Below are 13350 nucleotides of genomic sequence, written 5' to 3'. Positions count from 1 at the left end.
TGAGGCCGATACGACGAGCGAGTCGGATGGGCCTCGTGGTTCTCCTGGGCCTGGCGTCGACCGGGACCCTCCTCGGGTGCACGGCGAGCCCCTCGCGACCCGCCACGCTGACCGCGGTCGCGCCGCCGCACAACCCGGAAACGGATCCCGACGGAATCGGCTGGACGGTCCGTCTGGGCGGCCGGATCCACCCACAGCGCACATACCGCCTGGTCGTCTCGACCGACCCGCACGCGGTCGACACGGTGACCGACGGCGGCGTGGACCCCAACACCTGGGACAGCGGCGTGGTGCACTCCACCGAACACACCGGCCTCCGCCCGTCCGGCCTCCGCGTCGAGCAGGGCGTGACCTACTACTGGAGCGTCCGAGTCCAGGACGCCCAGGGCCACGACTCGGGCTGGAGCGCCAGAGAGCAGTGGACGGTCATGCGCCCCTGAAACAACCCGGACCGCCGGGCGTTCGAGAACAACCAAGCCCAGCCCGTCCGGCGTCCAAGGCCCCGGCAGCCGCCCGCAGGCCCTAACAGACGACCTTGGCCGCCCTCAGCTGCGCCACCTGATCCGGGTCGAGGCCCAGGTCGGCGAGGATCGCATCCGTGTCGGCCCCGAGCGTGGGAGCCGGCGCACCCAGCCGCCCGGGCGTACCGCCGAACAGCGTCGGGTGCCGCGGCTGCCGCAGCCGCCCCGCGGTCGGATGCACGTCGTCCTCCAGCACCCCCACGGCGGCGATGTGTGGATCGCCGGCCAGGTCACCGGGCCCCAGCACGACCCCGCACGGCACGTTCTCCGCCTCCAGGCGGGCGATGCCCTCGGCGACGGTGAGCTTGGTCGCGGCCTCGTGGCAGCGGGTCACCAGCGCGTGGCCGACCTCGCGGTTGCGCCGGCGTTCGGCGATCGTGGCCACCCGCGGGTCGTCGTACCCCTCGACGCCGAACGCACGACACATGCCGGCGAAGTCCGCGTCCGAGGTGGGCGTGGCGATGCCCCAGCCGTCCAGGAAGGCGTACGGGCGTACGTCCGCGACGAAGCTGCCGGGTTGGCTGCCGTCGCCGTCGCGCAGCACGTCGTTGCCGGCCGAGTCGACCCACATGAACGAGATCACCGCATCCAGCATGGACAGTTCGAGGTGCTGGCCGCCGCGCCCGCGCTCGCGTGCGTACAGCGCCGCGGTGATCGCCTGCGCGGCGGTGAGCGCGGTGACCTTGTCGGCGAGGGCCTGGTTGGAGAACCTCGGGCGGCCGGTATCCGGGTCCTTCTGGTTCTCGGCGACCCCGCCGTAGGCCTGGATCACCGTGTCGTAGGCGCCCTTGCCGGCATACGGCCCGTGCGCCCCGAAGCCGGAGATCGAGCAGTAGACGAGATCGTCGCGACGCACGTCGGCGTAGCCCAGGCCGAGCCGTTCGGCCACGCCGGGCCGCCAGTTCTGCACCACCACGTCGGCCCGGGCGATCAGGGTGCGCACCAGGTCGCGGCCCCGCTCGGTGCGCAGGTCCACCCCGACGCAGCGCTTGCCGCGGTTGCACATCTGGTAGAGCGCGCTGATGCCCCCGGTCGCCGTGCCGATCCAGCGGGAGATGTCGCCGATCCCGGGTCGTTCGACCTTGATCACGTCGGCGCCCTGATCGGCGAGCAGGGTCACCGCGTACGGACCGGTCGCGGCCGTGGACAGGTCCACGATGCGCAGGCCGGCAAGAGGTCCGTCGATCGGAACACGTTCCATGCTGCCGCTCCCCCTCCGATGTCGCTCGCACAACGGCATCCGACGGCTCGGCTGCCCGAATGACGAAAACAGGTTCTCTGTCACAGGTCAAGGCTCTGGTCTGTTGGCGAGGGCCGGCGGAGAATCCGGCAGCGTCCCGGTACTCGGGACTCGACGCCGATCGACGGAGGATTCGTGACCAACCCGATCGGGCCGCTCACCGCGGCCGACGAAGGCTTTCATCACCAGGTCGCCGAGACGTTCGCGACGGTGGCCACCACCGACCCGTCGTGGACCGAGAAGGTCTGCGCGATGGCCGCGGCCCGGGACGGCAGCCTGCAACTGGGCTTCGGGCTGGGCAAGTACACGAACCGCAACGTGATGGACGGCTACGCGGGCGTCTCGCGCGGCGTCGAGCAGCTCACCGTGCGCGCCTCGCGCCGGTTGTCGCCCGCACCGCACACCACGACGGTGGGTCCGATCCGCTACGAGGTGGTCGAGCCGCTCCGGGTGGTGCGCTTCGTGCTGGAGGCGAACGAGGCCCAGCCGATCGCCTTCGACTGGACCTTCGAGGCGGTCGTCCCGGCGGCCTGCGAGGACCGCACGCACCACCGGCGCGCCTATCGCACCACCGCCGACCTGGTGCGCTATCACCAGACCGGGGTCGCGTCGGGCTGGGTCGAAGTGGACGGCGAGCGCACCGGGATCACCCCCGACACGTGGGTGTCCACGCGGGACCACTCGTGGGGCACCCGCTACGACGTGGGTGCGCCCGCGGCCGACCTGGAGCCGGCCGGGATGCCCGCGTCGATGTCGTTCCGGATGATCTGGGCGCCCATCCTGATGGAGCGCCAAGACGGCAGCCGGTACGCGCTGTTCCTGCACTACCAGATCACCAGTGGGCCCGGCTTCACGCAGAAGCGGGTGATGGGCGGGGTCGAGCACCCCGACGGCCGGGTGGACGAATGGGCGGACCTGGTACCGGACTTGAGCTACGACCCGGTCAACCGGCGGCTGCGCGGCGGGAAGTTGCACGCGACGATGGCGGACGGTTCGGCCCGGCCGCTGGAGGTGGAGGTGATCTCGGCGACCGGCTTCCACCTCGGCGCGGGACTGTACTTCGGTCTGGACGGCCGACACCACGGCGAGTGGCGCGGCGACCTGCACGTGGAGGGCGAGCGGATCGCGGACTGCTCGACCCCCGAACAGGCCCGCCGGCTGCACCAGATCCGAGACACGGTGGTCCGGGTGACCGACCCGGTCGGCGGCGGGGTCGGTTGGGGCAACTGCCAGCCGATCGTGACGGGCGCGGACCCCGCTCTGGGGCTCACTGCGGAGTCCTCGTTCATGTAGGGCGTGGGCGGCTGCCCTTGCGCGGTTGTCGGGCGGCGCGGCCTCGGGTGCGTGGTGGTGCGGGTGCGCGGTGCGCGGGTGCGCGGTGGCGCTCGTGCCCGGTGTCGAACACGCCGCGGTGGGCCGCGGTTTCTTTCTCGGTCGGTACACCGCTGAACACGCAGCGCGAGCCATACGATGCTGTCGACCTTGATCAGGGGAAGGGACGTCAGCCATGCGCAGGATCCTCATCGTCGGTGCCGGCCAATCCGGGCTCCAACTCGGCCTGGGGTTGCTGGCCCACGGCTACGACGTGACCGTGATGACCGAGCGGACGCCCGACGAGATCCGCGCCGGGCGGGTGACCTCGACGCAGATCATGATGCCGTCGACGATCGCGCTGGAGCAGCCGCACGGCCTGGACCTGTGGTCCGGTCGGGTACCGCCGATTCCCCGGGCCGGGTTCACCATCCCCGGCCCGGACGGCACGCCGGTGGTGAACTGGCTGGGCGACCTGGGTGGCGCGCAGTCGGTCGACCAGCGGATGAAGATGCCCGCGTGGATGGACCTGTTCGTGTCCCGCGGCGGCAACCTGGTGGTGCATCCGGTCGCGGTCTCCGACATCGACTGGTACACCCGCAACTACGACCTGGTCGTGGTCGCCGCCGGCAAGGGCGAACTGGTGTCGATGTTCGACCGGGATCACGACCGGTCCCAATTCACCACACCACAGCGGCAGTTGGCCGTCTCATACTTCCACGGCGCGACACCGCGCCCGGAGGTCGGCCACGACGCGCTGCACGTCAACGCGATACCCGGAATCGGCGAGATCATCATGTTCCCGGGCCTGACGCTGACCGGCCCGTGCGACATCATCCTGCTCGAAGCCGTGCCCGGCGGCCCGCTCGACGTGTTCCGCGACGTGCGCGACCCGGACACCCACTGGGCGGTGATGCGAGACCTGGTCCGGCAGTTCGCGCCGTGGGATCACGACCGGATCAGCCGCGCCGAACTCACCGATCCGATGTGCGTGCTCAGCGGCGGCTTCTCCCCCATCGTGCGCAAGCCGATCGCCGAACTCCCCTCGGGTGGGATCGCGTTGGGCATCGGAGATGTCCTGGTCACCAACGACCCGATCAGCGGCCAGGGTTCCAACAACGCCGCGCGGGCCGCCGACCTGTATCTGAACGAGATCGTCGCGCGTGGCGATCGTGCGTTCGACGCCGCCTGGATGCAATCGGTGTTCGACGCGTTCTGGTCCCGCGCCCGACACGGCGTCAAGTTCTCCTCCTTGCTCCTGGGCGTGCCCCCGGAGCACGTGCAGATGTTGATGGGCGCGGGCAACACCTGCCCGGCCGTATGCGACGCGGTGATGAGCGCCTTCGACAACCCGGTGGAGTTCGAGGAGTTCATGTACGACCCGGAGAAGACGATGGCGTTCCTGACAAAGGTGGGCGCGCTGTAGGCCGGCCTCTCCACGCCCACCCGTCGACCACACGCCGAGCGGCGACCGGACGACGGTAGAGCCGGTGACCCCTCGCGCGCCGCGTCGGCCGAGGTGTCACCGGCCGCTTCGACGCATGCCCGTCCCGCCGGCTCGCCCGACCGGCGGCAGGCCGAGGGCGCGTGTGCTGTACCGGCATGTAATTTCGGCGCAAAATTGCGCCGCCACTTGCGACTTCGCCGTGCCCTCGGCCTGCCGCGACGCGCCGGCCAGCACCGTCGCCCGCCGACCACAACGCAAGCGGCGACAGCGCGCGCAGGGCGATCACCGGTGCCCGCCCCGCGCCGGTATCCCGCGGGGTCCCGGGCGTTGACGGGTTCGAAACACGTCTGCAACTCTGATCTCGGCCACTGCAAAAACCTCACAGATCCTTGGGAACTACCGGCTCCAGTCCGCAAATTCCGATCCGTGACGCGAACACGCCGATCCCCCGGCGCGATCCCACCAGCCGGCGGGTGCACGTCCGGCTTCACCTCGCCACCCCTGCGAACGGTCGTCCACACGCCGACCCGCTCTCCGGCCTGCCCGGCCCCGGGACGGACCACCGCGCGCTCCGAGCCTCCGGAACACACCTCCCGACCGAACCCCCCGAACCCCCCGAACCCTCGGTCCTCGAACCCCCGGGACCTCCCGGACCTCCCGGAGGAGCCTTCGGATCGAACCTCCCGACAAGCCAACCTCCGGATCGAACCTCCCGGGCACGTCCCCTCCCCCGCGAGCGAACAGAACAGAGGATTGCGATGAGGACGAAACCACCGGCACCGAGATCGGCCATGACCACACTCGCAACCGCCCTGCTGGCGCTGGCCGTTGCCGTCGGCACCGCCGGCGCCAGCACGTCGGCCACAGCCGCCGGGCGGGCCCGGAGCGCGAGTTCCGCCGTCACCGCGGTAACCGACGGCGACCAGGAGACCTACTGGCAGGGCAGCGGCACGGCGTTCCCCCAGGCCGTCCAGGTCGACCGAGGGCGCAGCACCCGAATCGACGGTGTGGTGCTCAAGCTGCCCCGCCACTGGGCCGCGCGCAGTCAGACGCTGGCCGTGCAGGGCAGCGAGGACGGCACGAGCTTCAAGACCGTCGTCGGCCGGGCGACCTACACCTTCGAACCCGCCTCGGCGAACACCGTCCGGATCCGCTTCCCGGCCACCCTGGCCAGGTTCGTCCGGCTCGACATCACCGCGAACAGCAAGGCATCCGCCGCACAACTGGCCGAACTCGACGTGGAGACCGCAGCCGAGTCGTCCACCAACCTCGCCCTCGGCAAAACCCTGACCGCGAGCAGCGCCAACTCGCCCTACACCGCCGCCAATGCCGGCGACGGCGCACAGGCGAGCTACTGGGAGAGCACCAACAACGCGCTGCCGCAATGGATCCGGGCCGACCTCGGGGCATCGATCCCGGTGAACAGGGTGGTGCTCAAGCTGCCCGCCGGCTGGGAGCGCCGGACCCAGACGCTCTCCCTCCAGGGCAGCACCGACGGGACGACCTACACCGACGTCCTCCCCTCGGCCGATCGGGTCTTCGACCCGGCAGCCGACAACACCGTCACGCTCGCCTTCGACCCGGTGACCACCCGATACCTGCGCGTCCGGGTCACCGCCAACACCGGTTGGCCCGCCGCCCAGATGTCCGAATTCGAGATCTACGGTCCGACCACCGGCGACACCCGACCCCCCACCGCGCCCACCGCGCTGGCCTACACCCAGCCGGCCCCGGGGCAGATCCGGCTCACCTGGGCCGCCGCGACCGACGACGTCGGGGTGACCGGCTACGACGTGTACGCCGACGGCGTGCTGCGCGGCACCGTCGCCGGCAACGTGCGCAGCTACACCGACACCCAGCCGGACACCGCGACGGTGAGCTACCACGTGGTGGCCCGGGACGCCGCCGGCAACAGCTCGCCGAACAGCGACACGGTGACCCGGACCGGTACCGGCGGCGGCGGCGGCACGAACCTGGCCGTCGGCAAGCCGATCACCGCGTCCTCCACGACGCAGAACTTCGTCGCCGCGAACGCGAACGACGACAGGACGAACACCTATTGGGAGGGCAACGGTTACCCCGACACGCTGACCGTGGCACTGGGTTCGAACGCCGACGTCAGCGCCGTCGTGGTCCGACTCGACCCGGATCCGGTCTGGGGCCCGCGCACCCAGACCATCGAGGTGCTCGGCCGGGAACAGAGCGCCGGTGCCTTCGCCACCCTGGCCCCGGCGGCCGTACGCAACTTCGCGCCCGGCTCCGGCGGCAATGCCGTGACCATCCCGGTCACCGGCCGGGTCGCCGATCTGCGCCTGCGGATCACCACCAACTCCGGTGCACCGGGCGGCCAGGTGGCCGAGTTCCAGGTGATCGGCGTCCCCGCGCCCAACCCCGACCTCACCGTCACCGCACTGACCGCGAGCCCCGCCGCACCGGCGGAGTCCGACCCGATCACGCTGTCCGCGACGGTGCGGAACATCGGTCCGGTCGCCGCCGGCGCCACCACGGTCGACCTCTATCTCGACGGCACCCTCGCCGGCACCGCCCGGGTCGGCGCCCTCGCCGCCGGCGACCGCACCACCGTGTCCGCCACCATCGGCACCCGTCCGGCCGGCAGCTATACACCGAGCGCCCGGATCGACCAGGCGAACACCGTGATCGAACAGAACGAGGCCAACAACGCGTACACCGCGCCCGGTCCGGTCCTGGTCACCCCCGTGCCCAGCTCCGACCTGGTCGCCTCGGCCGTCGAATGGACCCCCGACAGCCCGGCGGCCGGCAACCCGGTCGCCTTCACCGTCACGCTCAGGAATCAGGGCACGGTGGCGACCGCACCCGGCGCGCACCCGGTCACGCTCACCGTGACCGATGCCGCCGGCGCCTCCGTACGCACCCTCACCGGCACGTACACCGGCGTGCTCGCCCCGGGCACGAGCACCCCGCGGATCCCGCTGGGGAGTTGGCCCGCCGCGGACGGTACGTACACCGTCACCACGGTGATCGCCCCGGATGCCGCCGAACTCCCGGTCAAACAGGGCAACAACACGAGCACCCGGCCGCTGTTCGTGGGCCGGGGCGCGCATCTGCCCTACGACATGTACGAGGCCGAGGACGGCGTGTTGGCGGGCGGCGCGGCGGTGGTCGGCCCGAACCGGGTCGTCGGCGACCCGGCCGGCGAGGCATCCGGCCGCAGGGCGGTCACCCTGAACTCCACCGGCAGCTCGGTCGAGTTCACCACCCGTGCGGACACCAACACCCTGGTCACCCGATTCTCCATTCCGGACGCCCCGGGCGGGGGCGGCATCGACGCGACGCTCGACCTGTACGTGGACGGCACGTTCCGCAAGGCCGTCAACCTCACCTCGAAGTACGCCTGGCTGTACGGCAACGAGGCCGGCCCCGGCAACTCCCCCGGCGCCGGCGGCCCTCGGCACATCTACGACGAGGCCAACGTCATGCTGGGGACCACCGTGCGCGCCGGCAGCCGCATCAAACTGCAGAAGAACGCCGCCAACACCACCAGCTACGCCATCGACTTCGTCAACCTGGAGCAGGTCGCCCCGATCGCGAACCCGAACCCGGCGACCTATGCCGTCCCGGCCGGCTTCTCCCACCAGGACGTGCAGAACGCGCTCGACCGGGTCCGGATGGACCCCACCGGCACGCTGGTCGGCGTCTACCTGCCGCCCGGCACGTACCCGACCGCAAGCAAGTTCCAGGTGTACGGCAAGGCGGTCCGGGTGGTCGGCGCCGGCCCCTGGTTCACCAGGTTCGAGGCACCCACCACACAGGAGAACACCGACGTCGGCTTCCGCGCCGAGGCGTCCGCGAACGGCTCCTCGTTCACCGGCTTCGCCTACTTCGGCAACTACACCTCGCGAATCGACGGCCCGGGCAAGGTGTTCGACTTCGCCAACGTGTCGAACATCCTGATCGACAACGTCTGGAACGAACACACCGTCTGCCTGTACTGGGGCGCCAACACCGACGGCATCACGATCCGCAACACCCGGATCCGGGACACCTTCGCCGACGGCGTGAACATGACCAACGGCAGCACGGACAACCACCTGGACAACATCGAGGCCCGCTCGACCGGGGACGACAGTTTCGCGCTGTTCTCCGCGATCGACGCCGGCGGCGCGGACGAGAAGAACAACGTGTACGAGAACCTGACCTCGATGCTGACCTGGCGAGCGGCCGGCGTCGCGGTCTACGGCGGCTACGCCAACACGTTCCGCAACATCCGCATCGCGGACACCCTCGTCTACTCCGGCATCACCATCAGCTCGCTCGACTTCAACTACCCGATGAACGGCTTCGGCACCGAACCGACCGCCTTCGAGAACATCTCCATCGTCCGCGCGGGCGGCCACTTCTGGAACGGGCAGGTCTTCCCGGCGATCTGGCTCTTCTCCGCCTCGAAGATCTTCCAGGGCATCCGGGTGAGCGACGTGGACATCGTCGACCCGACCTACGGCGGCATCATGTTCCAGACCAACTACGTGGGCGGCCGACCGCAGTTCCCGGTCGCGGACACCGTCTTCACCGACATCTCGATCACCGGCGCACATCGCAGCGGCGACGCCCACGACGCCAAGTCCGGGTTCGGCGTCTGGGCCAACGAGCTACCCGAACCCGGCCAGGGTCCCGCGGTCGGCTCGGTCACCTTCAACGGCCTACGGATGAGCGACAACGTCCAGAACGTCCGCAACACCACGTCGACCTTCACCATCACCATCAACCCCTGACCACACACCCGGTGCCGCCGAGGCCCTCCCGCCCCGGCGGCACCGGCCCACCCGGTCATCCCCTCGACAATCAAGGATCGGTAACCGGTCCGAACCGATGTTGGGGCTCCGTTCACCCACCGAAAACCCTGCCGTCGAGTCGTGCACGCCGGCTCCGGACAGGCTCTACGGATCGCCGAAGCCCTGGAGAGCCGTCCCATGCATCCTGACCGCGAAGCCCGATCGCTCCCGATGCCCACCCCGGCGCACCAGGGGCCGGGCCTGGCCGTGACGTCCGTCACCGGCAAGGCGAGCGAACTCGGCCGCCCCGACGGCCAGGGCCCGTGGTGGGCCACCGCAACCGCCGAGATCACCACCACGAGCGGCAACCCGGTCGCCGGCGCCTGGGTCACCGCCGAGGTCCGCTCCGACGGCCACACCCTGAAGCACTTCGGCCTCACCCGCCGCGACGGCACGGTCGACTTCGGCATCCCCGTGTTGTGGAGCAACGACGCGACGGTGACCGTGACCACGGTCCGCCACCTCGAACTCCCCTACCACCCGGCCCTGTCCACCGCCCACGAGGTCCGCATCCAACGCCCCCGACACAACGCCTGACGCCCGACCGGGCCGCACCGCTTCGCCGCATCCACGCCCCCGGGCATCGGCGCTTCACCACCCTCGCGAGTCGGCGGCCGAGTCGCCCAATAAAAAAGCCCGACCCGAGAGTTTTCGCTCTCGGGTCGGGATGCCGTCGTGCCCCGGGTGGGGGTGGGGACACGAGCGGCCGGGGATGCGAGATCCCCGAACGGCTACAGACCCTGGGGGGGATTGGGCTGCGCCTGGGCCACTCGGAAAGGGGGGAGTCCCGTTGGTTCCGAATGGACCGTCGTTCTGAAGGCTAGTGAAAACCGTGGCCGAAGAACACCTGTCGACCCGACCGGATTAGGCCCGAGGCAAGGGTTTAAGGCGCACTTAAGGGTCGATCGGGTTCGCGGTACCGGGCGGCACATGCGCGGTGACTCACAGTGAGAAGATCCCCGGATTCAAGTACTCTCCCCCGCGGTCGAACCAAGGTCGGGGCGCCCGCAAATCGGGACTCGAACCGAACAACCAACCAGTCGGCAGGCCGACTCCGGACCGGCCGCCGACCACCGACAGAGCAACCCCGAACCGTCGCCGAACCAGCTCCGCCTCCGTACCGCTCCCGAACCAGCCCCCGCCCACTCACCCGACCCCCATCCGTCGTCGACCCCGCCCGCCCTTCCCCGCCCGCCGACTGCGCCGGACGACCGCCTCCGTGCGCCCGCCGCCCAGTCGCACGCTGATCTCCGCGCCCCCCAGCACCGACCGACCCAATCCGACCTCCCCACCCGTGGCCTCGGCAAGGCGCCGGACGATGTCCAGCCCCAGTCCCGTGGAGCCGTCGCCGCCCTGCCCGTGCCCGCGCCGCAGCGCACTCTCCGGGTCGGCGATCCCCTGGCCGCCGTCGGCCACGAGCAGGATCACCGCGTCCCGACCCGAGTGCAGGGTGACCGAGAACGGCACGCCCTCCTCCGTGTGCCGGAACACGTTGCCCAGCATCGCGTCGAGCCCCGCCGCCAGGTCGCCCCGGGGCACCGGAACCCGCACCGGCTGGTCCGCGCCCACCAGTTGCCACGGTCGGTCCTCGTCCTCGGCCAGCGCCGACCAGAAGTCCATCCGCTCGCGGACCACTTCGGCCGCGTCGCAACCCACCGCCTCGATACTCGCGCTCGATCGCCGTGCCGTGCGGATCAGTTCGTCGACCTCACGCTCCAACTGCGCCACCGCGTTCCGGGTCTGTTCCGCCACCGGGTCCTCGCCCAGCGCCGCCGCGTTCAACCGCAGCGCGGTCAGCGGAGTGCGCAACCGATGCGACAGGTCGGCGGCCATCTCCCTTTCGTTGGCCAGCAGTTGTTCCACCCGATCCGCCATCGTGTTGAACGAGGTGGCGGCTTCCTGGAGTTCGGAGGGGCCCTGCGGCGCGATCCTGGCCGCCAGGTCGCCCGTACCCAGCGAGCGAGCCGCCGAGGCCAGTCCCCGCGCCGAGCGCACCACCTGCGCACCGAGCCGGTCGGCGACCACCACGGAGCCGCCCACCAGCACCACCGCCACCCCGGTGAGCACCATCCAGGCGGTATTGACGCCGTTCTCCAGATCGCCGTCCGGGACGTACACCTCGATCACGGTGATCCGCCCCTGGTCCAACAGCAGCGGTTGCAACAGCGCCCATCCGCCGCCCGCCCGGACCCGGAACGAGCGTGCCGACTCCCGCGCGGTGGCCACACTGCGCTCGCCGGCCCGCGGGCGACCCAGCACCGAACCATCCGGCAGATGGATCGCGATCCGGCCGCCGGAACCGGCCGGCACGCTCGCGATCGCCGGTTCCAGCGCCGCCCGGTCGGTGGTGATCACCAGCGCCGGCTGCAACGCGGCGGCCTGCCGCTCGGCGTCGGTGAACGTACGGTCGGCGGCGATCTCCCGGATCACCAGGACCAACGGGATCAAGAACGCCAGCGCGACCATCGTGGTGACCGCCAGCGAGACCCGCACCAGCGTTCCCCGCACCCCCTTCGGCGCCCGGGGCGGCTTGCCCTCCCGGCCCGCCGAAGGCTGCGCTCGACCTCCCGAAGCCTGCGCCCGCCCGGCCGTACGCGCACCCGCCGACCCGTCCCCGCCCGACCCGGCCCCCGCGTCCGAGCCCGACGTCGGCCTCACGCCGGCGGCTCCAGTCTCACCCCGACACCCCGCACGGTATGCAGATACCTCGGCTCCCGCGCCTTCTCCCCGAGCTTGCGACGCAGCCAGGACAGGTGCACGTCGATGGTCTGGTCGTCACCGTACGACTGGCCCCACACCTCGGCAAGGATCTCCCGTCGCGGCACCACCGTCCCGGCCCGCGCGGCCAGGAACGCCAACAGGTCGAACTCGCGCCGGGTCAGCTCCAGCTCCCGCCCGTCCAGGTGTGCCTCACGGCGCCTGGTGTCGATCAGCAGCCCGCCGACCGTGAACACGTCCGGCGTGGTCCGCCCCCTCGCACGGCGCAGCACGGCCGACAGGCGCGCGCCCAGGTGTTCGCCGGAGAACGGCTTCGTCACGTAGTCGTCGGCACCCGCGTTGAGCAGCCGGACCACCTCGGCCTCGTCGTCCCGGGCGGTCGCGATGATCACCGGGACATCGGATATGCCACGCAACATCTTCAATGCCTCGGAACCGTCCAGATCCGGCAGGCCGAGGTCCAGGATGACCACATCGAAGGGGTATTGAGCCACTTCGCGCAACGCTTCGAGAGCCGTTCCGACGCTGCGAACGGCGTGTGAGGACGACGTGAGATAGCGAATCAGCGCCGAACGTACGAATTGGTCGTCCTCGACCACGAGCACCTGTGCCATGGTTCGGAACCGTACCCGTAGTCTCCGATCCGGCCGGCCCGGGAGGCGAACACCGGGGCTGGAACAGAGGCTGGAGGACAGGGCTCGTGCGCAGAACCATCACATCGATCTCGGTGTGGCTCGCGGTCACCGCGATGGCCGTCGCGCTGTCCTGGTGGGGCGTGCGCAGTGTGTTGCGCGACACCGTGTTCCAGCCGCCGCGGGCACCGACCCTGGTCGCCGGGGACGAACCGCCGCCGACGATCAGTTCTCCGCCGCCGACATCGGTCGCACCGCAGGCCGGCGAGGCGCCCGACCTGATCTCCGCCATCAACCGCACGCCGCCGCCGACCTCCGCGCCCCCGTCGCCGTCCGCGTCCACCGCCCCGCCGTCGCCGAAGCCCGTGACGACGCCGGTGGTACCGCCGGCACAACTTCGGGAGGATCCGCCGACTCCGGCGGTGCAGAGCTTCGAGGTGCGGGGCGGGCGGGCCTCGTTCCGGTATCAGGCCACGAGCGTGACGCTGATCGCCGCGACCCCGAACCCGGGGTGGTCGGTGAAGGTGTGGCCCGGCGACAAGTGGATCCGAGTGGACTTCGTCAGCAACCGGCGGACCTCGTCCGTGTTCGTGGTCTGGAACGGACACCAGCCGATCGCGTCGACCTACGAGGATTGAGCCATGGGGATCCGGGCCGCCGGCCCGGGGCG

At 70.8% G+C, this 13350-nt stretch carries 9 protein-coding genes; 6 read left to right on the top strand and 3 right to left on the bottom strand.

The annotated features are described in order from the left end of the window. Window positions 1–26 precede the first annotated feature (26 nt). On the top strand, window positions 27–440 hold the full coding sequence (locus ACIBM5_RS15030; RefSeq protein WP_396007240.1) for a hypothetical protein: 414 nt from the start codon (window positions 27–29) through the stop codon (window positions 438–440). An 82-nt stretch (window positions 441–522) separates the two neighbouring features. Here ACIBM5_RS15030 and ACIBM5_RS15025 read toward each other — a convergent pair whose 3' ends face one another. Continuing rightward, on the bottom strand, window positions 523–1722 hold the full coding sequence (locus ACIBM5_RS15025) for a CaiB/BaiF CoA transferase family protein (RefSeq protein WP_396007239.1): 1200 nt from the start codon (window positions 1720–1722) through the stop codon (window positions 523–525). A gap of 174 nt (window positions 1723–1896) precedes the next feature. On the opposite strand from ACIBM5_RS15025, the gene ACIBM5_RS15020 reads away from it, so the two are divergent. The 4 genes from ACIBM5_RS15020 to ACIBM5_RS15005 all read left to right on the top strand — a co-directional run bounded on the left by ACIBM5_RS15020 (window position 1897) and on the right by ACIBM5_RS15005 (window position 9867). Then, a complete protein-coding gene (locus ACIBM5_RS15020) occupies window positions 1897–3054 on the top strand; it encodes a hypothetical protein (protein ID WP_396007238.1) in 1158 nt (385 codons plus the stop codon). A gap of 214 nt (window positions 3055–3268) precedes the next feature. Further along, complete coding sequence (locus ACIBM5_RS15015; protein ID WP_396007237.1) at window positions 3269–4498, top strand: styrene monooxygenase/indole monooxygenase family protein; 1230 nt, start codon at window positions 3269–3271, stop codon at window positions 4496–4498. An 812-nt stretch (window positions 4499–5310) separates the two neighbouring features. After that, window positions 5311–9270, top strand: coding sequence for a discoidin domain-containing protein (locus ACIBM5_RS15010; RefSeq protein WP_396007236.1), 3960 nt, complete (start codon window positions 5311–5313; stop codon window positions 9268–9270). Window positions 9271–9468: 198 nt separating this feature from the next. Next, window positions 9469–9867: a hypothetical protein gene (locus tag ACIBM5_RS15005; protein ID WP_396007235.1), complete on the top strand. Its 399-nt coding sequence runs from the start codon at window positions 9469–9471 to the stop codon at window positions 9865–9867. Between the two features lie 609 nt (window positions 9868–10476). On the opposite strand, the gene ACIBM5_RS15000 is transcribed toward ACIBM5_RS15005, so the two are convergent. After that, window positions 10477–11838, bottom strand: a complete 1362-nt coding sequence (locus ACIBM5_RS15000; RefSeq protein ID WP_396007234.1) for a sensor histidine kinase — start codon at window positions 11836–11838, stop codon at window positions 10477–10479. Window positions 11839–11984: 146 nt separating this feature from the next. After that, the gene (locus ACIBM5_RS14995; protein ID WP_391587072.1) at window positions 11985–12662 is read right to left on the bottom strand and encodes a response regulator transcription factor; all 678 of its coding nucleotides are present in this window, start codon (window positions 12660–12662) and stop codon (window positions 11985–11987) included. Window positions 12663–12748: 86 nt separating this feature from the next. Here ACIBM5_RS14995 and ACIBM5_RS14990 point away from each other — a divergent pair, with 86 nt between their 5' ends. After that, entirely contained in the window at window positions 12749–13318 is a 570-nt protein-coding gene (locus ACIBM5_RS14990) for a hypothetical protein (protein WP_396007233.1), read from the top strand. Window positions 13319–13350: the final 32 nt, after the last annotated feature.

It is taken from the genome of Embleya sp. NPDC050493 (assembly GCF_044458105.1).
Lineage (GTDB): Bacteria > Actinomycetota > Actinomycetes > Streptomycetales > Streptomycetaceae > Embleya.
This window is presented reverse-complemented; position numbering and strand designations above follow the sequence as displayed.

Bases quoted from the DNA above. Each gene is read 5' to 3' on its own strand.
- ACIBM5_RS15030 (WP_396007240.1), top strand. From the start codon at position 27: ATGGGCCTCGTGGTTCTCCTGGGCCTGGCGTCGACCGGGACCCTCCTC.
- ACIBM5_RS15025 (WP_396007239.1), bottom strand. From the start codon at position 1,722: ATGGAACGTGTTCCGATCGACGGACCTCTTGCCGGCCTGCGCATCGTG.
- ACIBM5_RS15015 (WP_396007237.1), top strand. From the start codon at position 3,269: ATGCGCAGGATCCTCATCGTCGGTGCCGGCCAATCCGGGCTCCAACTC.
- ACIBM5_RS15010 (WP_396007236.1), top strand. From the start codon at position 5,311: ATGACCACACTCGCAACCGCCCTGCTGGCGCTGGCCGTTGCCGTCGGC.
- ACIBM5_RS15005 (WP_396007235.1), top strand. From the start codon at position 9,469: ATGCATCCTGACCGCGAAGCCCGATCGCTCCCGATGCCCACCCCGGCG.
- ACIBM5_RS14995 (WP_391587072.1), bottom strand. From the start codon at position 12,662: ATGGCACAGGTGCTCGTGGTCGAGGACGACCAATTCGTACGTTCGGCG.